The following is a 21782-nucleotide window of genomic DNA, read 5'->3' on the forward strand; positions in this document are numbered from 1 at the left end:
CCTGACACTCTTGCGCGGTCCGATGGGCGGCATCGGCTTTGCTACCGAGAGTTGTTGCAATGTTTCAAATGCGATCCCGATGGATAGAAAGGATTGCACGCCCACGATGGACCTGTGGGCCCTCGGTGGTGCGAAGAGAAGCGCGGGTGCCTCAGGTGGTCTCTCGGGACACGGCGGGCATCCCTGGCCTCCAGGCGCGGACACGCGCGAGGAGATTGGAATGCGGGACCAGCGGCGCAAGATCCTGATCGCGGACGACGACTCCACCTCTCGCGAATCACTCGGGGAGTTCCTCGAGAGCGAGGGGTACGTGGCCATCCCGACGACGGACGGCCTGGAGGCTCTGAGCCATCTCCAGGCGACGCCCATCCCGCTGGTCATCGCCGACCTCAAGATGCCCCGGCTCGGGGGGCTCGAGCTGGTCGAGGCGATCGAGGCCCGCCGGATTCCCACGACCGTGGTGGTCCTGACCGGCCACGGCTCGGTCGAGACGGCGGTCGAGGCGATGAAGCGGGGCGCCTACGACTACCTGACCAAGCCCGTGGATCCCCAGCGCCTCCTCCTGATGATCCCCAGGGCTCTGGAGGCCCAGCGGACCCGCGAGGCCCTCCAGGCGTTCCGGGCCCCGTCGGAGGCCACCGCCATCCGGCTGAAGCGCATGGTCGGGGTGAGCAAGGCCATGAAGGAGGTCTTCAGCTTCGTGGAGGCGGTGGCGGATTCGAACGCCAACGTCCTGATCCTGGGCGAGAGCGGCACGGGCAAGGAGCTGGTGGCCAGGGCGATCCACGAGCTGTCGGCGCGGGCCGCCCAGCGCTACGTCACGGTCAACTGCGCGGCCCTCCCCCCCGACCTGCTCGAGAACGAGCTCTTCGGGCACGAGCGGGGGGCCTTCACCGGCGCCATCATCCGGAAAGAGGGCTGCTTCGAGCTCGCCCACAAGGGCACCCTCTTCCTCGACGAGGTGGCGGACACGTCGCTGGCCACCCAGGCCAAGCTCCTGCGGGTTCTGGAAGGCCACCCCTACCGACGCCTGGGGGGAACCCAGGAGATCACCGTGGACGTGCGGGTGATCTCGGCCACGAACCAGAACGTGGACCGGATGATCGAGGAGGGGGCGATCCGCAGCGACCTCTACTTCCGCCTCAGCCCGGTGGTGATCACCCTGCCGCCCCTGCGCGATCGCGTCGAGGACATTCCGCTGCTCGTGCGCGAGTTCCTGGCCGAGCTCACCGCCAAGAACGTGAAGCAGGTGGAGGAGGTTTCGCCCGGCGCGATGGAAATGCTGATGCGCTACCCGTGGCCGGGCAACGTGCGCGAGCTGCGAAACGCGATCGAGCACTCGGTGATCCTCACGCCCGGCGGGACGATTCTCCCGGAGCACCTGCCGCTCAACCTCAGGGAGCCGCGGCGGCCGACGGGGCGTGGGGGACTGTACCTCTGCAGCCTCGACGAGATGGAGCGCCGGTTCATCCAGGAGGCGCTCGCGCGCTTTCCCACCAAGACGCGAGCGGCCGAGGTGCTCGGGATCAGCCTGCGCACGCTCTACAACAAGCTCCACCGTTACGGCCTTGCCAATGGGGAGGCCCGGGGGAGCAACGGGGATGATGCTCCGGCCGAGCCCTGGCTGGGCAGCGCGCGGAGCGTCGAGGGCGGGGGGAACCCGGCGGGAGCCCGGCGGTGGCCGCGCGCGACGCGCGGTCGGGTCCCCCGGCACGACTGGGGTGAGGATGGAGCCGCGGACGACGACGTGCTGCCGCGGCCTCAGCGGATGCCCGCCGCCTGATCCGGGCCTCGGGCCGCGCCGCGGAGCCGGACGGATCCCGTCCGGCTCCGCCGTTTTTCAGATCAGTGCGCCGCGGCCCGGGGCCGAGGGCCAGGCGCCGGCCGGGAGGGGCTGGCTTCGACCTCGCCCAGGATGCCGAAGGTCGCGGCCGCGTTCACCCAGCGGTAGAGGATGCTCCAGTCCGCATTGAAGACGCCGACCTTGACGGTATAGGTGCCCGGCGGGAGGGTCGAGGGGACCTTCCACTTCCAGCTGTATGACCGGATCTGGCCTGCCGTGAAGCTCTGGCCGCCGTAGGTCTGCTGGGCGACCTTGGCGCCGGCCGGGTTGTGGATCTCCACGTCCACGATGATCCCGGACGCCGCGCCCGAGGCCGTGACCCGGGTCGCGACGGTGAGTTGCCGGCCGCGGCTCACCGGATTCGGGGTGGCGCTCGTGGCGCCCACCGAGAAGGTCAGCTCACCCGGCGGGGGCGGGGGAGGCGGCGGAGGCGGAGGCGGAGGCGGCGGCGGCGGCGGGGCACTGCCGACACCGAAGGTCGCCGCCTGGTTATTCCAGATGTAGAGGGTGCTCCAGTCCCCGCTGAAGACGCCGATCTTCACCGTGTAGGTCCCGTCGGCCAGGGTGGCCGGGACCGGCCAGGCCCAGCCATAGGGCTGGCTCTGCCCCGCCGAGAAGCTCTGGTTGCCATAGACCTGCTGGCCGATCTTCGCGCCAGCGGCGTCGTAGATCTCGAGGTCGATCAGGATGTTCGAGGCGGCGGAGCCCGCCGTGACGCCCGTGCTCACGGTGAGGGTCTGGCCGCGCCCGACGGGGTTCGGCGTGGCGGACGTCGCGCCGATCGTGAAGTTCGACGCCGGCGGCGCCCCTACCGTGAACGTCGCGGCGGGCCGGCGCCAGGCATAGCGGGTCGACCAGGTGCCGTCGAACACGCCGACGGCGACCTCGTGGGGACCCGTGGCCGCCGTCGCCGGGATCGTCCAGGAGAAGCTGTAGGACCGGGTCTCTCCGCCCGCGAAGCTCTGGTTCGACGCCGACTGCTGGAACACGCGCGTGCCCGCCGCGTCGAAGACCTCGAGGTCGACGACGACGCCGGAGGCCGGCTGAGCGGCCGTGATCGTCGTGGCGAACTGCACCGTCGTTCCGGGCTCCGCGCTGGTCGGCGTCGCCGTCGTGCTCCCCAGGGTGAAGGCGAGCCCGCCGCCTCCGCCGGTCTTGGCGTTGGCCCGGGCGGCCGCCTGGCCGAGGACGTTGGACACGTCGGTGGCGGGCGGATACACGTATCCGCCATAGCTCGCACAGGCCTGGCAGATGAGCTGCCAGACGAGCGATCCGCCGCCGTCGTTTCCGTCCACGGCGCGGAGCCAGGTGTCGTAGACCTGGGCGGAATTCGTGTCGTACTGGAACTCCCCGAAGAAGAGCGGCTTGTTCAAGGTGCGCGCGATGGCGATGTGGTCGGTGATCCAGGCGGTGCCACCCGAATCGGAGAAGCCCCAGTACCCGGGGTACAGGTGAATCGAACCGAAGTCGATGTTGGGATTGGCGGTGTTGGTGGTGAAGGCGGCGCCCTCCGAGCCGGCGAACAGCCACCCCTGGTTATTGTAGGCTGACACGGTGTAGCCGGCGGTGGTGGCGTCGAAACCCTCTTCGCCTGTCCCGACCAGATGGTTGCGGTCGATCGACTTGAGGTAGGCGGCCATCTCGCCGATCCAGTTGCTCACGATGGTCGGATTGCACCCGCGGCACCGGGGCTCGTTGGCGAGCTCCCACGCGAACACGGTCGGGTCGTCCTTGTAGCGGCGGCGGCCCTGCGGGTTGTCCGCGCTCGGCGGCTCCGTCACCGGGCCGTAGGAATTCGGCCGGTTGAGGAAGTACCGAACGTAGTTCCGGTAGATCTGCTTGCACGCGTCGTTCGTGTAGAACGCGTCGATCCCGGCCCCCGAGGCACACCACTTCAGGTACTGCGGCATGCCTCCGTAGTCCCCCCAGTAGTTGACCAGGGCGATGACGAGCCGCACGCCGGCCTGATCGGCCTTGTACAGGACGTAGTCCATCGCCTGGAACGCCACCTCGTTGTACACCCCGGGAGAGGGCTGGAGCGCCGGCTCGCTCCCGAAGTCTCCATCCTTGAAGCCCCAGGTGCGGAGGACGGTGAAGCCCAGTTGGGTGGCCAGCGCCATCATGTCGTCGGTGTGGGCCTTCGAGCCGTACGTACCGGCCGACATCATGAAGTAGGCATTGGTGCCGGCAAAGTAGAAGGGGGCCCCGTTGAGCGAGAAGCGAGCCCCCTGAGTGGTGACGAACCCGTTGTTGGCGGCTTGGAGGGGCCGGGCCAGAAGGCCCACGCTCAGCAGGACGGCGAAGGCGAGCCCGAAAGACGTCAGGCGGCGCGTCCACCCGGTGCGAAAGCGGATGTCGGCGGGGCCGGCGCCGCGCCCGTCCCGCGTCGACCCGTGATGTCCCTTAAGCACTTCTGCCTCCTCGCATTCCTTAGGGGGCATTCTCTAGGAATCACTCGGCGTGATTCCGACCGAGGTCGGCAGGGAGAAGGCAGGAAGCGTGCCATGGGTCCGCTCGGTGTGGGCGAAGACGCGGGCGCCGTGAAAACAGCGAGTTGGAGATCGCGGTCGAGGACAGCCGCCGCGAAGGGAAGCGGCGCGTCCGGGCCGGGCGACCCCAGTCTATGGCGCGCGGTGCAGGGGCCTCTCGATTGGGAAAACGGGTCGGGCCGGCGACGTGCCGGCCCGACCGTTGATCAAGACCGTCGATGCGCGCGCCTGCTCAGTCGTCCGTCGGAGCGTCCTGGGTAGCCTCGGTGGTAGGCAGCGGGCTGAGTGACTTGCGATTCGCCCGGGCGGCCGCGCTCCCGAGGACGTACGAGACGGCGGTGGTGGGCGGATAGATGGTCGAGAATCCGCCGTAGTTCTGGCAGGCCTGGCAGATGATCTGCCAGACCAGGGCGCCGGCGCCATTGTTCCGCTCGAAGGCCTTGATCCACGTGTCGAAGACGGGCGCCGGGTTATTGCTGAAGCCGAACTCCCCGACGACCAGAGGCTTGCCGAGCCGGCGGGCGACCCGGATGTGGTCGGTGATCCAGGTGCTACCGCCGGTGACCCCGAGGCTCCAGTATTCGGGGTAGAGATGGATGGAGCCGAAGCTGATGTTCGGGTCGGCGGTGTTCGCCGTGAAGGCGACCCCCGACGAGCCGTTGAAGAGCCAGCCCTGGTTGTTGTACGCGGCCATCGAGCTGTACCCGGCCGCCGTGATGTCGAAGCCCTCCTCGCCGGTGGTGATCATGTGCCGGCGGTCGAGCGCGCGCACGTAGGCCGCCATCTCCGCCACCCAGCGCCGGATGGTCCGGCCGCTCCGGTCTCCCGAGCGAGGCTCGTTGGCCAGCTCCCAGGCGAAGACCGTGGGGTCATCCCGGTACACCCGGTGGTTCACGGTGTTGACGCGGGTCAGCAGATGCTTGACGTAGCTCTTGTAGAGCTGCCGGCACCTGGCGTTGCTGTAGAAGGCGTCGACGGAGGCCCCGGGGGCACACCAGCGGACGTATTGGGGCATGCCGCCGTAGTCTCCCCAGTAGTTGACGAGGGAGAGGAGGAGGCGGACGCCGGAGCGGTCAGCCTGATCGAGGATGTAGTCCAGCTTGCGGAAGGCCGCTTCGTTGTACACGCCGGCGGCCGGCTGGAGCGCCACCCCGGCCCCGGTGCCGTCGAGGAAGGCCCAGGTGCGGAGCACCGTGAAGCCGAGCCGCTTGGCCATGGCCATGGTCTGGACGGTATGGGCCGTCGATCCATCGGCGGCGGCGTCGAGCATGAAGTAGGCATTGGTGCCGACGAAGTGGAAGGGCGCGCCACGCAGAACGAAGCGACCGCTCTGGGCCGTGACGATACCGGAGTTGGCCGCCTCCGCCGAGCTCGCGGCCAGGCCGAGGGTCACCGCCACGCTGAAGGCGCCGGCCAGGAGCGCGAGGCGCCGCACGGTTCGTCCGAAAACCTGCCTTCCCATATGTCCCCCTCATTGCTTACGTGATGTTACTTAGAGAACCTTCCCCGGGGGAGCGACCCCGAGGATCGCGGGGGACTAGGCAGGAAGCGTGCCACGCCCGAATCGGACTCGGGCGGACACGAAAGACCGACCGTGAAGACGAGGGGTTCGACGGCAGATCCGGGCGGATTGCCGTGCGGCGTGCCCGAGGGATCCGTGGGAGGAGAGCACCCGAGACTAGGGTGCGAGGTGCAGGGGTTCGCGCGCCCCGGCCGCGGCGTCTTCCTTGGCGCCGGGTCGCTGCGCGAGACCGCGCGCGACGGCGTCGAGGAGCTCCGCGTTCCGGAACGGCTTACGAAGAACGGCGAAGGCGCCCAGGCGCTCCGCGGCGGTGCCGAGGCTCGAGGCCGCGAGGCACGAGATGAGGACCACCGGCAGATCCTGGGCGAGGGCCCGGACCACCTCGAGGGCGACGAGCCCGTCGAGCCGGGCCAGGTGGAGGTCGAGCACGAGCAGGTCCGGCGACATCCGCATGACGGCGCTCACCGCTTCGATCCCGTCGGCGGCCAGCGCCGTGTCGTAGGCGGCGTCCCGGAGGACGCAGCTCAGCACGTTCCGGAGCTCGGGCTGGCTCTCCGCGATGAGGATGGCCGGGCGACGCGAATCGGGGTGCGCCACGACGCGTGCACAAGGCAGGAAGCGTGCCACGCCCGCCTCGAGCCGCCCGGGGAGGGGAAAGCGCCCGCCAGGCAAGGCGTTCGCGCCCCTGCCGCCGGCTGCCCGCCCCGAGCCCGCGGGGCCCGAATGGGAGTCCGGCACCCCAATCTATGGTCGGGAGCGGAGGCATGGGGTCCGGTAGCTCTTACGGGACTCCCCCTAGGTGTCAGTCGGAGTCATCCGGCGCCGACCACTGGAGCGCGTGGTGCCCGGCGGGGCCCGCTGCTGGACATCCAGCGCCGGGTACGGTAGGTTGAGGGTCCGCATGCGTCGGCCCGCGACATGGTAGGACGGTCCCTGGTCCAGCGCGGCGCGGCCGTGGCCGCCGCCGCGCTCCTGGTGGCGTGGGCGCCGGCACCGGAGGCCGCCGGGTTCTGGCTGCCGGCAGACATCGGCAGCAACGACCCCCAGGTGGTGCTGGCGATCGGCGACAGCATCACGGTCGGAGTCCTCGGCGACGGCGCCTGCGACACCGGCCACTGCCACGTCGCCGACCGGCCCTACCCGACGGTGCTTCTGAGCCTGCTGACGCCCCGGCATCCCGGACTCCGGATGCTCAACCACGGCCGGGGCGGCGAGACCACGGGTGACGGGGTCGGACGGCTCCGGGACCTCCTCATCCAGAACCGCCCCCTCTTCGTCCTCATCATGGAAGGGACCAACGACGCCAACGTCGGACGGGATCCCGGCGAGATCGTGGGTCATCTCCGGGAGATGGTCCGTCTCGTCAAGGCCAACTCTTCGATCCCGATCCTGGCGGCGATCGTGCCGAATTTCACCGATCCCGACGCGCAATCGATCACCGAGGCGGTCAACGCGCGCTTGCCGGAGATGGCTCAGGAAGAAGGGGTGCGCTTCGTCAACACCTTCGCCGCGATGAACGACCAGAGCCTCTTCGGCCCCCAGGACCTCCTTCACCCCAACCAGCGTGGCTACGAGGTGCTGGGCGCGGCGTGGGCGCAGGCGGTGAGCGACGCGATCGTCGCCTCACGCGCCCTGCTGGGGGGCGTCTCCGTGGCGGGCGGCCGTCTCAGCGGAGATCCGACGTCCTTCCAGGTGATCGCGGGCTCGGGCGCCGGGGGCTCGGCGCGCGTGCGGACGTTCCGCACCGACAACCGGCCCTTCGGCCCGACCTTCATGCCGTATCCCGCCGCGTTCCTCGGCGGCGTGCGGGTGGCCGCCTGCGATTTCGACCGTGATGGGCGCGACGAGATCGTGATGGGCGCGGCCCCGGGTGGCGGTCCACAGGTCCTCGTCTTCAAGCTGGGGGCCGACGGCCGGCCGATCAGCGTGCTGGCCAGCTTCTTCCCCTTTCCGCTCACGTTCACGGGCGGCGTCGCCGTCGCCTGCGGAGACCTCGACCGCGACGGGATTCCCGAGATCGTGGTGGCGGCCGGCCGGGGTGCCGCCCCGCAGGTGCGGGCGTTTCGCTACGTCCCGAGGGCGCCCGGCGGGGTGGTGGCGCTGCCCGTGAACTTCGCCCCGTTTCCGCTCTCGTTCCAGGGCGGGGCCACGGTGGCGGTCGCCGATCTGGACGGAGACCGCCGCGCCGAGATCATCGTGGGCGCGGGACCGGGCGGGCTTCCGCAGGTCCGGGTGTTCCGGTACGCGCCCGGTGCGGTGGGGGGTGTCGTGGACTACGGCCTGAGCTTCCTGGCCTACGTCCCCCAGTTCACGGGCGGCGTGTTCGTGGCCGCCGGGGACCTCGACGGCGACGGCCGGGCCGAGCTCGTGACCGGTGCCGGCCGCGGGGGCCTGCCCCGCGTGCGCGTCTTCGGCCGGGCGTCGAGCGGGCGGGTCACGGAGCGGGCCAGCTTCCTGGCGTATCCCCAGACGTTCCCGGGCGGCGTGTTCGTGGGAATCGCCGGGCAGCAGATCCTCACGGGCGCCGGCCCCGGCGGCTGGGCTCAGGTGCGCGGCTTCACCATGACCGGCGCGCCGACCGGGACGAGCTTCATCGCCTACTGAAAGAGGTGGCGCCGGCCGCGCCCGCGCTCGGCCGCGGGCGGATTCTCACCCGCAGCGCCGCTCGCGGGAGGTACCATAGACCGCATGCGATGGACCATCGGCACTCTCCTGATCGTGATGGCGCTGGCGGTCTCGAGCCGGGGCATGGCCGGCGCCGCTCGTGTCCGGGTCGAGGGCGGTCTGGTCTCGGCGTCGTTCGAGGCCGTGCCGGCCCCCGAGGCGCTCGACGCCATCCGGCGGGCCACCGGAGTGGAGCTCGTGCTCCCACCCGCGATCCGCGGCAAAACCCTGACGTTCAGCGCGGAGCAGCTTCCCCTCGAGCCCTTTTTGCGCCGCGTGCTCGACGCCCTGGACCTCGGGGGGTTTGCCCTCGTCTACGAGCCGAACGGCGACGCGGGGCGCCTGATCGTCGTCGGCCGAGGCGCGCGGGGCGCCGCCTCGGCGGTCACCTCACCGGCCGCGGCCGATCCCGATGTCGAGATCCCCCGGTACATCCCGGAGACGGAGGTACCCGTCTACATCCCGCCCGCGACGCCGCCGGTCTACATCCCGCCCGCGTCGGAGCCGGTCTACATCCCTCCGGACACCGAGCCGCAGTACATCCCCCCGTCAGAGTAGACCGGACCGCGGGGCGGCGTCGGGTCGTCGAGGACCCGCGTGCCCCGGGCGGGCACCGGCGCCCTCAGCGAGCCGGCCGGATCGTGAACGGGAACTCGCTCTCGACGACGTGGCCGTCGACGGACAGGACGCGGAACTTCACGCGGTAGGTTCCGGGCTCGAGCGGGGGCAACGAGACCGACAGCTTCGTCTGGTCATCGGGGCCGAGCCGCACGTCCTTGAGGTCGACCTGCTTGCCCTGGGGGTCCCAGACCGACACCCGGGAGAACCCGGGCTCGAGGCGCTCGTTGAACCAGAGCTGAACCCGGGCCGGAGGCCGGCTGAGGACGGCGCGGCGCGCGGGTGCCGACTTGAGCAGCTGCGCATGGCTCCATGCCGCGGTGGGCGAAACCAGGAGCCAGATGAGGACGCCGGTGGTGCCCAGCGCGCGAATCCTCACTCGGGTCTCGCCCTCCTCACCGACTCTTCGGCGCGCCGACGCCTCGCCCAGCTGCCGCGGGTCGGTGTTCCACTCCGAGCGCGCGGGCTTGCCCGCGCGACCCTTCGGTCTGGGAGGGGCCGTCGAGGCCCCCTCCCATGATCTAGTAGGCGAGGAAGCTCGTGCCCAGGGCGGCGCCGGCGCCGGTGAAGCCCCGGACCTGCGGGAGGCCCCCGGCGCCGGCGCCGGTGAAGATCCTGCCGCCCCCGACGGTCACGCGGACGCCGCCGGTGAAGTTCGCCGGGTAGGCGAAGAACGTCACCCCGTTGGCGACACCCCGGCCGCTGAAGACGCGGACGTTGGGACCGCCGCCGCTTCCGGCGCCCGTCACGATCTCGGCAACGCCATCGCCGGTCACGTCGCCGGCCGCGACGAAGACGCCGCCGGCGAAGCGGCTATCGTAGGCGAAGAAGTTGGCGGTGTTCACGAGCCCACCGCCGGCGAGCTTGAAGACGCGAACCTGTGGGCTCCCCCCGGGGCCGGCGCCGACGATGATCGAGGCGCGGTCGCTGCCGTCCACGTTCCCGGCCGCGACGCGGACGCCGCCGGTGAAGGCCTGGGCGAAGGCGAGGAATTCTCGGACGGGAACGACGCCGCCGGGGCTTCCGGGGGCGAGATGGAAGACCCGGACGTGGGGCCAGCCGCCCGCGTCGGCCCCCGTGATCAGATCGGGCACGCCGTCCCCGTCGACGTCGCCGCAGGCCACGTAGACGCCGCCTCTGAAGGTCGTCGTATAGGGGAAGAAGCTGGCCAGGACGGCGAGGCCGTCGGGGGTGCGCTTGAACACCTGGACGTGGGGGCCGCCCCCGGGGCCGGCGCCGGTCACGATTTCGGCTGCGCCGTCCCCGTCGAAGTCGCAGGCGGCGACCCGGACCCCGCCGGTAAAGCGGGCGTTATAGGCGAGGAAGCTCAGGCCGAAGTCCGAGTTGTCGGTGCCGAACGTGCGCACCAGCGGACCGCGTCCGAAGCCGGGGCCGGTGACGATCTCGGTGCCGCCCGCCCCGTCGAGGTCGGCCGCGGCCAGGAACACCCCTCCGGCGAAGGGCGTCTCGATCCGATAGACGATGCCGTCGAGGTGGTTGTTGATGTAGAGCTCGCCGCCTTCGTCCTCGCCGAAGGAGGTGCTGTGGAAGTCCACCCGGAGGAGCTCGGTGGCCGTCCAGCGGCCCTGGGCATCGGGGGTGGCGCCCCAGATCTGGCCCGTGCAGAGATCGGAGAAGAAGTAGATCCCGGTCAGGGCCGGGAACAGTCGGCCGCGGTACCGATACCCCCCATTGATCGAGCGCCCGCCGACCTCGCAGTGGCCGAGGTGGTGCGGCGCGGGAAGCTCGGCGCCCTTGAGGGGGACGTGGGCGTACTCGAGAATGGGCAGCTTGAAGGTGCCGTTGTTGCAGTTGGTGGGGGGCTGGAAGCACAGCGTCCCTTCCATCGGCCGCCAGCCGTAGTTCTCCCCGCCGCGGCTCGAGGCCGGCTGGAAATCCACCTCTTCCCGGCGGACTTCACCGACGTCGCCGATGAACATGTCGCCGGTCTGGCGGTCGAAGGTGAATCGCCACGGATTGCGGAGCCCCCAGGCCCAGATCTCCCCCCGCGCCCCCCGCGTCCCCACGAAGGGGTTGCTGGGCGGGATGGCGTAGGGGGAGCCGTGGTCCACGTCGATGCGCAGGATCTTGCCGTGGATGACTCCCAGGTTCTGGGCGTTGTTCGTTCGGTCGCCCGGCAGCCCGCCGTCCCCGATCGAGATGTAGAGGAAGCCGTCCCGGCCGAACTGGACCTGGCCACCCTGGTGGATGGTCGTGGGATTCGGAAGGTCGATGAGCGTCAGCGCCGAGGCGGGATCCGCCACGTTGGGGTCCCCGGCCGAGACGCGGTAGCGGGCGATGATGATGTGCCCGGCGGTGTTGACGTAGTGGACGTAGAAGAAGCCGGTGCTCGCGTAGCGCGGATGAAAGGCGACGCTGAAGAAGCCGCGGGTCCCGTCGATGAAGCCGACCTGGCCGCTGATGTCGAGGAAGGGCGTCGGCAGCACCCGGGTGCCGTCGAAGACGAGGATCTGCCCCCGGAGCCCGGAGATGAACAGCCGGCCGGAGCCGTCGCCGGCGTGGGTGATGGAGGCGGGAAGCGGGAGGCCGGAGGCGACCGCTTTGAGCGTGATCCCGGGAGGAGCGGCCGCGGCGTTCCCGGGGGTCGCGCCGAGCAGGAGAGCGCCGACGAGGAGGCCGAGACGCCAGAGGCGGGCACGCGGGCCCATCAGCGCCGTCCCGCCACCATCTTCCGCATCCCGGCCCGAATGGTACGCGTGATGGCGAGACCCGTCAAGGCAGAAGCCCCTCCGAGCGACACCCCCTCCGAGGCTTCCCTCAGATCGGTCGGCCGACGACCTGCAGGACGGCATCCGGGAACCAGTCGATCGCCGCCCGGGCATCGGCGAAGGCCTGGCCGCTGGCCAGCTCCTGATAGCGGTACCCCGCCGATTCCAGCCCTTCCAGCGTCCCCCGGGCGGCGACTTGTCCGTGGAGCTCGAGGATCAGGATGGGCCGGTGGCGCAGGAGCGTGTTCAGCATGCCCTTCACGGCGCTGACCTCACCGCCTTCGATGTCGAGCTTGATGACATCCGGGGGCCGGAGGGCCTGGGTCTCGATCAGATCGTCCAGGCTCGTCGTATCGACGTCGATGCCGTGCCCCGATTTCTGGCCGAAATACGGCGAGTCCTCGATGAGCCCCAGCCCGAGATTCGCGTAGTTGATGGTGAAGCGGGTGCTGCCGGGGCCCTTGGCGACGGCGACCGGCAGGATCTCGTAGTTCTCGACCTGGTTGAGCTCCATGTTGGCCCGCAGCAGGTAGACGCAGACGGGATTGGCCTCCACGCAGTAGACGTGCCCCCGCCGGCCGGCCAGGCGCGCGAACCGGACCGCGTACAGACCGACGTTCGACCCGATGTCGTACACGACGGCATTGCGCTTCACCAGGTGCGACGCCATCCGCATCAGGGTCTTGTCGTAGCCCGGCACCTGGAGGGCTTCCCACTGGCTCGTGAACCAGAGCTTCGTGTCGGCATCGACCTGGACGATCTGGGGGAAGAGGTTGAAGCGCCTCCCGGCGACCACCTCGAACGACGCTTCCGCCCAGCCGGCGCCGCCATCGGGCGTCCGCCAGCGGGCATACAGGACGTAGCGTCCCGGGGCTTCCGGATGGAAGCGGATGCCGTCCGAGACCCGCGGGCTCAGGCTGTGGAGGTAGTGGATGCCCTCGTGCTTCACGAAGAACTCGGCTTCGATGGGACCGGGATGCCCCGTGAGGGCGAACTCGCAGTAGTCCCCGAGCGGGACCTCGCGGGTCCGGGGCGAGACCGCTTCGAGCTGGATCATCGGTCACCCGGGGGGCGCCCGGAGCGGGACCCACCGGTGAAGGCCGCCGGCTTGGCCCCGACGAACATCGTGCGCACCAGCTTGGCGGTGTACCCGTCGTAGTGGTCGGCGATCCAGTCGTGCTGCTCGAAGACCGATTCGAAGCCGGCGCCGCGCAGGGCGAGCTGGAGCGCCCCCTTGGTGAGCCAGAACGACCGGTCGTTGGAATAGGCGGCCCACAGGTCCGTCTCGGGGTCGACGTGCCCGCGTCGGGGCACCTCGCGGAACCAGCGGCCTTCATACGTCCAGCCGGCCAGCTCCTTCCGCTCGAGGCCGCCGAGCCGGCCCACCGTCGGATCGAGCTGGGCCAGGTCGGTGTCGCGAAGGGGGGCGAAGTGGGTGTCGACGATCAGCACCCCGCGGGTGGCCTCGGCGATCTGCCGGAGCCAGGACACCGGCTCGTCCAGGTGGTACAGGATCCCCAGGGCCAGCACGACGTCGAAGGTCCCGAAGGCGTCCCGGCTGAACTCCTTGACATCGCCGCGGCTGAACTCCAGGTTGGGCAGCTCGAAGTGCTCGCGCAGGAGCTGGGCCTTCTCGAGGTTGCGCTTCCGCGCCTCGATGCCGAGGACGTTCGCCCCCCGCTGAGCCAGCGCCAGCGAAAAGCCTCCTTCCAGGCATGCCAGGTCGGCCACGCGCAAGCCCGTGAGGTCGCCGTGGTACAAGAGCGACAGCGTGCGCAGCACGGCGTACAGCCGGAAGTCTCCCGACAGGAAGTCGGGCTTGCCCGGCATGGTGGTGACGGCGTCGCTCAGGCGGATGTTGTAGGCGGTCCAGGGGTCCTTGGCGATCCGCTCGTGCAACGTCGCATCCGGCAATGACATCGGCACCCTCCTGGGTCGCGGGACACACGCGATCAACGAGAACCAAAGTAGTCCGAATCCCCGCGAGACGCAAGGAAAAGTCCGGCGAGGCACGGCGGGTTTTGCTACACTCGCAGCGGCGTGGCCGGGACGGTGTCCGTCGGGATCGTCACCTACAACAGCGCTTCCTGCATCGGCCGCTGCCTCGAGTCCGTCCACGCCCAATCCGTCCACCCCGTCGAGATCGTCGTGTGGGACAACGGCTCGGTCGACGGATCCGCCGCCCTGGCGGAGGCCGCCGGCGGCCGGGTGGTCGCCGCCGGCCGCAACCTCGGCTTCGCCGCGGCCGCCAACGAGCTGGTGCGGAGGACCACGGCCCCCTACCTGCTCCTGCTCAATCCGGATGCGTACCCCTGTCCCCGGTACGCCGAGGCGCTCGCCCGCGTCGCCGACGCCGATCCGCGGATCGGCAGCGTGACCGGCAAGCTCCTTCGGGAGACCGCCGACGGTGGCCCACCGATCCTCGATTCCACGGGACACGAGCTCTACCGGAACCGCTGGGCGCTGAACCGCGGACAGGATCAGCGCGACCGGGGTCAGTACGACGACCCGCAGGAGGTCTTCGGAGTCTGTGGCGCCGCCGCGCTGTACCGGCGCGCCATGCTCGACGACGTGCGGATCGGCGAGCACTACTTCGATCCCGCCTTCTTCGCGTACCTGGAGGACGTCGACCTGGACTGGCGGGCGCGCCTCCGGGGCTGGAAGGCGTACTACGTCCCCTCGGTCGTCGCCGTCCACGAGCGGGGGCACAAGGGGAAGCGCCGGATGAAGAGCCCGGCCGTCCTCCGGCACTCGTTGAAGAACCGGTACCTCATGATGCTCCGGAACGACCGGCCCGCGGACGTCGCCCGCGATCTGCCGGCCATTCTCGGGATGGAGGTGCTGCGCTTCGCCGACTTCGCGCTCAGCCACCCGAGCGCCCTGCTCGGGTATCTGGACCTCTTGCCCCTCATCCCTCGAGCGCTGGCCGCGCGCCGCCAGATCCAGAGTCGGCGCACCGCCGCCGCGGCCGAGCTGCGGGCCTGGCTGCGCCCCTACCCGTATCGGCAGAAGCTGCGCGCCGTCCTCCGGACCCGCCGAGCTTAGGTGGCTGTCGGAGTAATCTCGCGCCCACGGCTCGCCGAGCCGCCGCGGGTCGGTGTTCCACTCCGAGCGCGGGCTTCGCCCGCGCAACTTTTCCTGGGGGAGGTCTCGGAGGGGGCCGCCGAGGCCCCCTCCGAATAAATATCAGAGGACCAGCCGCCGGGCGCGCTCGCGCAGCCGCCGGTAGCGGGCGAGCCACTCGTCCCGCCCGGCGCGCCGGAGCCGCCCTTGCAGGGCTCGGTCGGCGCCCCGGAGGAGGGCGACCAGCGGCCCCCGGAGGACGATCCGGGCCAGCCGCGAGCGGGGGGACCCGGTGGCCCCCGGCGCCTGGCGGCGGAGCTCGGCGTCGAGCCCCGCGCCCGGCAGGTGCTGGCGGAGCTGGGCGTCGAGCTCCTGGGCGCGCGCGGCGAGGGTCGTCGCGACGTCACTGATCAGCCCCAGCGGACCGGCCTGGAGCTTGTCGATGTCCTGCGCGTTGGCCGTGAAGAACGCGAGCTTCATGAGGCAGCTCAGCAGGGCCTTGGCGGTCTCGACCTTCTCCTTGTCCTCGACGTCGCGGTACCATTCCTGGATCTTGCCCCGGGCCCGCTCGACGGCGAACAGGATCGCGAACAGACGGTGAAGCGTCTGGCGCAGCGTGTCGCGCGAGAACCCAGCCGCCAGACCGCCGTCGACGAGCGCCGAATCCAGCGTGAGGAGCTCTTCGAGCGATCCCTCGAGGACCCGGAGGAGCTCATCGGTGTGGGCGTCCAGGGCCTTCACCCGCTTCACCGGATCCGCCTGGGTCGAGAGCGTCTCGACCGCGTCCGTCCAGTCCGCGATCCACCGCACGTGAAGGATGGGATCGAGCTCCGGGTGCTTCCGGTAGAAGACGACCCCCATCTGACCGACGGAGTACTCGCGCCGGATGAAGGCGGCCAGATCCATCCAGTGATCGTGATAGGCCCGGGCGTCCTTCTGGTAGTGGATCGTCAGGCCCCGTCCTTCGAGCCGGTAGGCGAACTCGGTGTCCTCGTACCCGTAGGTGCGAAAACAGGGATCGAACCGGATCCCCGCCTGGAGGGCGTCGAGGAGGAAGCGCCGCTTGAGCGAGATGTTGCTCGTGTAGAAGAAGCGATAGTCGAGCGAGGGCAGGTCGTCCAGGTATCGGTAGCCGAACTGGTGGCCGCCCTCGCCGCACACGTAGTCCATGACCGGGGTCGGCGTGAGCCAGGGAGCCCAGTCGATGTGTCCCAGCACGGCTGCGCCGGGCTCGGGGCGCCGGGCATGGGCCAGGAGGTGCGCTTCGAGCAGCCGTTCGTCGGCGATGATGTCGTCGCCGATGAACAGCACGAGCTCTCCCTGGCAGCTCGGCACGCCGGCGTTTCGGGCCGCCCCCTGCCCCTGATTCGTCTGGCACTGGTACGTGAGCCGGAAGGGAAAGGTCTCGGCAGCCAGGGCGGCCTCCGTCCCGTCGGTGGAGCCGTCGTCGACCACCACGACCTCGAACTCCTGGGGGAGGATGGACTGCTTCTCGAGCGCCCGCAGGCACTCGAGGAGGATCTCTTTGCGGTTGTAGCTCGGGATCAGGACGCTCACCCGGCAGCCGAGCCAGTAGGGCGACGTCTCCTCGTGGCTGGCCGGGACGTCCCCGGCGAGGCCCCGCGCCGGCGCCGGCTGGTCGGCCTTGAGGCGATCGACGATCCGGACGAGGCGGCGGGCACTCTCCTCCCAGCTGAAGCGATCGATCACGTCGCGGCGCCCCTGCTCGCCCACCGCCCGGGCCGCAGCGGGGTCCTCGAACACCGCGCGAAGCTGCCGCGCGAGGTCGGCCCGGTCGGGCTCGGCCCAGAGCGGCTCGTTGGTCAGACGGAGCTCACGGGCATCGAGGCAGTCGCCGAGCGGGACGAGGGTAAAGGCGACCGGGAAGCAGCTGGCGGGCGCGCAAAAGTCGCGTGGTCCGCCGAAGAGCGGGGTGATGACCGGCAGCCCGCAGGCCAGGGCGTCCAGGATCTTCATCCCGAACCCCTCCCCCCGATGCGCCGAGACGAAGGCGTCGGAGCTCCGGTAGAGCTCGATCAGCGCGCGCTTGGAGGTGAACGCCGGCCGGTACTCGACGGCGGCCCGATCGCCGCCCCGGCCGAGGAGATCGCCGAGAGTCGGATCGGCGGCCCCCACGCCATAGTCCCGCACCGTGAGGACGACCGGGTCCCGGGGGCCGAAGGCCTCCCAGTAGGCCTCCAGCAGACGCGCCGTCCCGTACCGGGCGAGGTCGTGCGAGTTGGTCACGGTCAGGAACCGGAACCGCTCCCGCCCCCGGGTGTCCGGGGCCACCTGGTGCACCTCCCGCGCGTACCCCAGCGGCAGGATGTCGCAGTCGGCGGCCGGCACCCCGACCTGCTCCAGCACCTCCTGACAGAAGCGGGTCAGCGGCAGCTTGTGGCTGTGCGTCTGGCGCAGACACTGGAGCCAGTAGTCCCAGGGCTGGGACCCCGGCTGGCCGAACCGGTAGTTGATCACGAAGAACTCGAGGTTGAGCCGTCCTCTCAGGGGCCGCGAGAGGTGCCGTGGCCAGAAGTGCGACCACTTGAGGTGGGTCCCGTCGGGGTGAGGCCGATCGACCATGAGGCCTTCGAGCTCGCGCCGGACGTCGCGGCCGAGCGTGTCGGCCAGCGCTCCGCGCGTCAGGTGGACCGGCACCCCCAGATGCTTGAGGGCCAGCGCCAGGTCGGCGACCGCCCAGGCCAGCGCCCCCCCCTGGGAGAGGTCGTCCAGGAAGTAGAGCGCGTCCGCGCCGCCGGTCGACGCCGCGCGACTCCGCTGGGCGGCGCTGGCCTGCTGGATGTCGGGGAGGTCGCGCTGGAAGTAGTCCCCCTCGTCGGCGCGGAGGCGGGTGCCCCACTTGGAGGCGAAGTAGGCGGCGTTCTGGTCGTCGTCGGCCGTTCGGCCGGCCGTGATCTGACCGTAGTGAAAGATGTGCGCCGCCGTGCAGCAGACGACCTTCCGCCCCCGCTGTCGCACCGCCGCGCAGAGGTCGACGTCCTCGTAGCCGTTGACGTACCGCTCGTCGAAGCCCCCCACCGCCTCGAAGAGTGGCCGGCCGATCAGCAAGCAGGCGCCGGTGACGGCCTGGTACTCGCGCTGCTTGTTGACGTGAGGCAGGCGGGCGTCGGCGTGCGGGTAGAGGTGCTGGGGCACGCCGCCGGCCGTGAAGACGATGCCGGTATGGTGGATCGTGTTGGTGTAGGGGAAGAGCTGCTGGATGCCGACGATGCCGATGGCGGCGTCGGACTCGGCGAGCCCGACCATCTCTTCGAGCCACCGCGGCTGGACGAGCGTGTCGTTGTTGAGAAAGAGGAGGTACCGTCCCCGCGCCAGGCGGGCCCCGATGTTGTTGCCCCTGGCGAAGCCGAGGTTCTCCCCATTGCGGTGATAGACGACCGGGACCGGCCAGGCATGGTCGCCGCCGAAGTACTCGGGGGTCCCGTCACTCGACCCGTTGTCGACGACGATGACCTCGTAGGAGTGAGCCGACCCCGTGTGACGCCAGAGACGGTCGAGGCACTGGCGCGTGAACGCCAGCTTCTGGAAGACCGGAATGACGATCGAGACGTCGGGGCCTCGCTGGACGGGCGCGCTCGCCGCCATCAGAGGACGTCCACGAAGGCCCGCTGCGAGCGCCGGAAGAACCAGTGACCCAGGACGAACGCGGTGATCGCCATGGCGGCCAGGGCGACCACCTGGGACACGGCCGGGAGCCGCTGGTCCAGCAGGAGGTCACGGTAGGCCTGCACGACGTAGTACATCGGGTTCAGATCGAGGAGCCACCGGAGGTGCGCCGGCATCATCTCGGGGGGATAGAAGATCGGGGTCAGGAACATCCACAAGGTCATGGCGAGCCCCAGGAGCTGGGCCACGTCGCGGAGGAACACGTTGAGGCTGGCCAGGAGCCACCCCAGCCCCATGGTGAACAGGAACTGCAGGACGACGATGGGAGGGAGCAGGAGCAGCGACCAGCCCAGGCCCCGATCGAAGAGGCCGATGGCGGCCAGGAAAATGGCCAGGCCGACCGACTCCATCACGAGAGCCGAGACGACGACGTAGGCCGGCAGGATCTCGGACGGGAACACCACCTTCTTGATGAGGTGGGCGTGGTCCAGGATGACCGACGCCGAGCGCGTCACACCCTCGGCGAAGGCGATCCACGGCAGCATCCCGCAGAACAGGTAGGCCGCGAAGCTGGCGGTCGAGCCGCTCCCGCCCAGGCGGATCTTCAGGATGTAGGAGAAGACGAAGGTGTACAGGAGGAGCAGGGCCAGGGGCTGGATGACCGCCCACGAGAGCCCCATCACGGAGGTGACGTAGCGACCCTGGATGTCCCGCCGCACGAAGGCCTCGATCGTGTTCCGGTGGACCACGAGGACCCGGAACGGCGAGATCAGAAGACGTCCGAGGGTCGAAGCCACCGAGCGTAGGGTACCACGCGGGAGGCGCTCCGGGCGACAGGCGCCGGCTCCGCGGAGGAATCGCTCTCTTGGTGGTGGTGGTGGTGATCGGGGGGCGGATCGCGGCCGGACGTGCTCAAGCGTCACCCGGGCGCATGGGTTTTCACCGCCGTCCCGGGGCGGGATTCGCGGCCCGCCAGTCAGCCCCGGGGCCGCCGTTCGGTCCGAGAACCGCGCGAGTTCGCTCGCGTTCGCTTTTTCGCCGGGCGCTGTCGCAAAGAGACGAGAGGGCGGCACCCGGTCTGGCACGATGCTTGCCTCACCCGGGGATCTGGTATGATTCAGCGCTCCGGGAGGCATCGGTGTCAATGAAGGTCGGGCGATGGGCTTCGTTGTGGGCAGGGGCGTCACTCCTCTTCCTTCTCCTCTTGCGCCCGCCGGCCGTGGACGCGGCGGTCACCGTTCCCAGCACTCAGTTCCCGACGATCCAGTCGGCGATCAGCGCGGTCGTCGGCGGCGCGCTTCCCAACGGGTCCCTGATCACCGTCAAGCCCGGGACCTACCGCGAGACCCTGGCGGCCAACAACACGGCCAAGTCGTTCACGGTCCGCGGCGCCGGGCCGACCCTGACCCGGATCACCGCGGCCGGCCTGGGGCAGTCGATCCTGTCGATGACGAACGCGACCGGCGCCGTCCGCTTCGAGGCCCTTTCGCTGATGGGCACGGGCGTCAGCGGCCCGCGGGGCGGCGGCTTCACCCTCGTGCGGGCCTCGCCGACCTTCGCCAACTGCCTCATCGAAGGGAATGCGGCGCCCGATGGCGGCGGCGGCATCCTGTTCGCCTCGAACGCACGTTTCGAGAGCTGCATCATCCGGAACAACCGGGCCTCGCGCTTCGCGGGCGGCGTGCTCATGGTAGCCGGGTCGCGCCCGACCTTTCTGATGACCACGATCGCTGGCAACCAGTCCGGCGTGGCGTCCAGCGTCGGCAGCGGCGGGGGCATCCACGCCAACGACAGCTCCCCGACCTTCATCGGCTCCTCCATCACCGGGAATCAGTCCCGGTTCGCGGCCGGGGGCATCTTCGTCCTCGGACGGTTCGGCTCGCCGAACGGGCCGGCGACGCTGGTGATGCAGGACTCGGTGGTGGCGAACAACACCACGAGCCGCTTCAGCCCGAGCAGCAATCCGGCCGAGGGCGGGGGCATCCATATCGAGGACAACGCGATCGCCCGGCTGACGCGGGTCGCGATTCGCGGAAACGCGGCGAACACCGGCGGCGGGCTGAATAGCTTCCGGGGACGCTACGAGGTCACCGGCTCGATGATCGAGTCGAACCAGGCGCTCGACCCCCAGGCGGTCGGCGGGGCCGGCGGCGGCGCGCTCGTGATCGGCGCCCTCGTCCTCACGGACTCGGTGGTCCGCAACAACGTCGCGCGGACCGCCGGGGGGGTGGCGGCGGCGGGCCAACCGTCCTGTGGCAGCGGCGGGACCTGCGCGACCCTGGTGATGTCGGATTCCCTGGTGGACGGCAACGTGTCCACGCGGCTGGGGGGTGGCGTCCACGTGGCCCGGGGCACGGGCACGATCCAGCGGAGCCAGGTGTTCCGGAACCGGGTCAATGGCGTTGGCGCGTTCGGGGGCGGCGTCTTCAGCGCGAATGCCAACGTCTCGATCACCGACAGCGCGATCGCCGACAACAGCGCGAGCGCGCTCGGCGGTGGCGTCTTCGTGGACAAGTCGGTCGTCAACATCACCCACTCGGTGATCTACCGGAACTCGGCCACCACGTTCGGCGGCGGCCTGTTCGTCAACGGCGGAAGTCCGGCCTCGACGGGCACGGTGCAGCAGAGCATCCTCGCCGACAACACGAACTTCCAGATCCACGAGGCCGTCTGCGCGCCCGCGACCGCGCCGTTCCTGACCTACCTCGGCAACACGATCGTCAACCAGGTGGCCTCCGACCTGTACCGGACGACCTGCTACCCGCCGCTGCCGATCACCAGCATCGGGGCCTTCAACGCGCTGCCCCGGTCGGACGGGAACAACTCCGACCCGCCCGTCTTCGCGTCGTTCACGGCGACGCCGGCCCTGAGCCCGAGCGTCCTGGCCTGGACCGTGGCCCGGGCCACCACCGTCAGCATCTCAGGGGTGGGTCAGGTCAGCGCGCCGACCGGAAGTCAGGACGTCTCGCCGCCCTGCACGACGTCCTACGTGCTCACGGCCGATACCTTGAACGGCTCGCTCACCGCGACGGTCCACCAGCGGCGCTGCTAGTAAATGGGAGGGGGCCTCGACGGCCCCCTCCCAAACCTCCGTGCGCCGGGCATGGCGCGTCGCATCGGATGAGACCGGTGCGAGAACCGGAAGGCGAAAGCCGACCGGAAAGTGACCAGGAGGTGCAAGTCCTCTGGAGACCCTGGTGACGGGAACTCCTAGCCGACCGGCCACT

The 21782-nt window shown here is 70.2% G+C and carries 14 protein-coding genes; 5 read left to right on the forward strand and 9 right to left on the reverse strand.

Going from position 1 to position 21782, the window contains the following annotated elements:
* The first annotated feature begins 220 nt into the window (after window positions 1-220).
* Window positions 221-1783: a sigma-54 dependent transcriptional regulator gene (locus VGW35_10480; GenBank protein ID HEV8308081.1), complete on the forward strand. Its 1563-nt coding sequence runs from the start codon at window positions 221-223 to the stop codon at window positions 1781-1783.
* Between the two features lie 62 nt (window positions 1784-1845).
* On the opposite strand, the gene VGW35_10485 is transcribed toward VGW35_10480, so the two are convergent.
* The 3 genes from VGW35_10485 to VGW35_10495 all read right to left on the reverse strand — a co-directional run bounded on the left by VGW35_10485 (window position 1846) and on the right by VGW35_10495 (window position 6481).
* The gene (locus VGW35_10485) at window positions 1846-4254 is read right to left on the reverse strand and encodes a cellulase family glycosylhydrolase (GenBank protein ID HEV8308082.1); all 2409 of its coding nucleotides are present in this window, start codon (window positions 4252-4254) and stop codon (window positions 1846-1848) included.
* Between the two features lie 310 nt (window positions 4255-4564).
* Window positions 4565-5794 (reverse strand): cellulase family glycosylhydrolase, encoded by a 1230-nt coding sequence (locus tag VGW35_10490; protein ID HEV8308083.1) that lies wholly within the window; start codon window positions 5792-5794, stop codon window positions 4565-4567.
* Window positions 5795-6010: 216 nt separating this feature from the next.
* Window positions 6011-6481: a response regulator gene (locus VGW35_10495; protein ID HEV8308084.1), complete on the reverse strand. Its 471-nt coding sequence runs from the start codon at window positions 6479-6481 to the stop codon at window positions 6011-6013.
* Between the two features lie 291 nt (window positions 6482-6772).
* Here VGW35_10495 and VGW35_10500 point away from each other — a divergent pair, with 291 nt between their 5' ends.
* Both VGW35_10500 and VGW35_10505 read left to right on the forward strand, forming a co-directional pair.
* Window positions 6773-8458 carry a GDSL-type esterase/lipase family protein gene (locus VGW35_10500; protein HEV8308085.1) on the forward strand — a complete coding sequence of 562 codons (1686 nt, stop codon included), beginning with the start codon at window positions 6773-6775 and terminating at the stop codon, window positions 8456-8458.
* Between the two features lie 84 nt (window positions 8459-8542).
* The gene (locus VGW35_10505; GenBank protein HEV8308086.1) at window positions 8543-9076 is read left to right on the forward strand and encodes a hypothetical protein; all 534 of its coding nucleotides are present in this window, start codon (window positions 8543-8545) and stop codon (window positions 9074-9076) included.
* 64 nt (window positions 9077-9140) lie between these two features.
* Here the strand turns inward: VGW35_10505 and VGW35_10510 are convergent, their stop codons facing one another.
* The 4 genes from VGW35_10510 to VGW35_10525 form a co-directional block, all read right to left on the reverse strand.
* Window positions 9141-9515, reverse strand: coding sequence for a copper resistance protein CopC (locus tag VGW35_10510; GenBank protein HEV8308087.1), 375 nt, complete (start codon window positions 9513-9515; stop codon window positions 9141-9143).
* Between the two features lie 142 nt (window positions 9516-9657).
* On the reverse strand, window positions 9658-11805 hold the full coding sequence (locus VGW35_10515) for a PQQ-dependent sugar dehydrogenase (protein ID HEV8308088.1): 2148 nt from the start codon (window positions 11803-11805) through the stop codon (window positions 9658-9660).
* A gap of 109 nt (window positions 11806-11914) precedes the next feature.
* Window positions 11915-12922 carry an FkbM family methyltransferase gene (locus VGW35_10520; protein HEV8308089.1) on the reverse strand — a complete coding sequence of 336 codons (1008 nt, stop codon included), beginning with the start codon at window positions 12920-12922 and terminating at the stop codon, window positions 11915-11917.
* Window positions 12919-13785 carry a methyltransferase domain-containing protein gene (locus VGW35_10525; protein HEV8308090.1) on the reverse strand — a complete coding sequence of 289 codons (867 nt, stop codon included), beginning with the start codon at window positions 13783-13785 and terminating at the stop codon, window positions 12919-12921. Before VGW35_10525 ends, VGW35_10520 begins: the two co-directional genes overlap by 4 nt.
* Before the next feature lie 120 nt (window positions 13786-13905).
* Between VGW35_10525 and VGW35_10530 the strand changes: the two genes are divergently transcribed.
* Entirely contained in the window at window positions 13906-14910 is a 1005-nt protein-coding gene (locus tag VGW35_10530; protein ID HEV8308091.1) for a glycosyltransferase family 2 protein, read from the forward strand.
* Window positions 14911-15051: 141 nt separating this feature from the next.
* Here VGW35_10530 and VGW35_10535 read toward each other — a convergent pair whose 3' ends face one another.
* Complete coding sequence (locus VGW35_10535; GenBank protein HEV8308092.1) at window positions 15052-18534, reverse strand: glycosyltransferase; 3483 nt, start codon at window positions 18532-18534, stop codon at window positions 15052-15054.
* On the reverse strand, window positions 18534-19352 hold the full coding sequence (locus VGW35_10540) for an ABC transporter permease (GenBank protein ID HEV8308093.1): 819 nt from the start codon (window positions 19350-19352) through the stop codon (window positions 18534-18536). Before VGW35_10540 ends, VGW35_10535 begins: the two co-directional genes overlap by 1 nt.
* A 341-nt stretch (window positions 19353-19693) precedes the next feature.
* On the opposite strand from VGW35_10540, the gene VGW35_10545 reads away from it, so the two are divergent.
* Entirely contained in the window at window positions 19694-21607 is a 1914-nt protein-coding gene (locus tag VGW35_10545; protein ID HEV8308094.1) for a hypothetical protein, read from the forward strand.
* Window positions 21608-21782: the final 175 nt, after the last annotated feature.

This window comes from Candidatus Methylomirabilota bacterium (genome assembly GCA_036005065.1).
Lineage (GTDB): Bacteria > Methylomirabilota > Methylomirabilia > Rokubacteriales > DASRDR01 > DASYQW01.

What these genes read in the sequence shown, in the direction of transcription:
- VGW35_10480 (HEV8308081.1), top strand. Translation starts at nt 221, where the DNA reads ATGCGGGACCAGCGGCGCAAGATCCTGATCGCGGACGACGACTCCACC.
- VGW35_10490 (HEV8308083.1), bottom strand. Translation starts at nt 5,794, where the DNA reads ATGGGAAGGCAGGTTTTCGGACGAACCGTGCGGCGCCTCGCGCTCCTG.
- VGW35_10500 (HEV8308085.1), top strand. Translation starts at nt 6,773, where the DNA reads ATGGTAGGACGGTCCCTGGTCCAGCGCGGCGCGGCCGTGGCCGCCGCC.
- VGW35_10505 (HEV8308086.1), top strand. Translation starts at nt 8,543, where the DNA reads ATGCGATGGACCATCGGCACTCTCCTGATCGTGATGGCGCTGGCGGTC.
- VGW35_10515 (HEV8308088.1), bottom strand. Translation starts at nt 11,805, where the DNA reads ATGGGCCCGCGTGCCCGCCTCTGGCGTCTCGGCCTCCTCGTCGGCGCT.
- VGW35_10520 (HEV8308089.1), bottom strand. Translation starts at nt 12,922, where the DNA reads ATGATCCAGCTCGAAGCGGTCTCGCCCCGGACCCGCGAGGTCCCGCTC.
- VGW35_10525 (HEV8308090.1), bottom strand. Translation starts at nt 13,785, where the DNA reads ATGTCATTGCCGGATGCGACGTTGCACGAGCGGATCGCCAAGGACCCC.
- VGW35_10535 (HEV8308092.1), bottom strand. Translation starts at nt 18,534, where the DNA reads ATGGCGGCGAGCGCGCCCGTCCAGCGAGGCCCCGACGTCTCGATCGTC.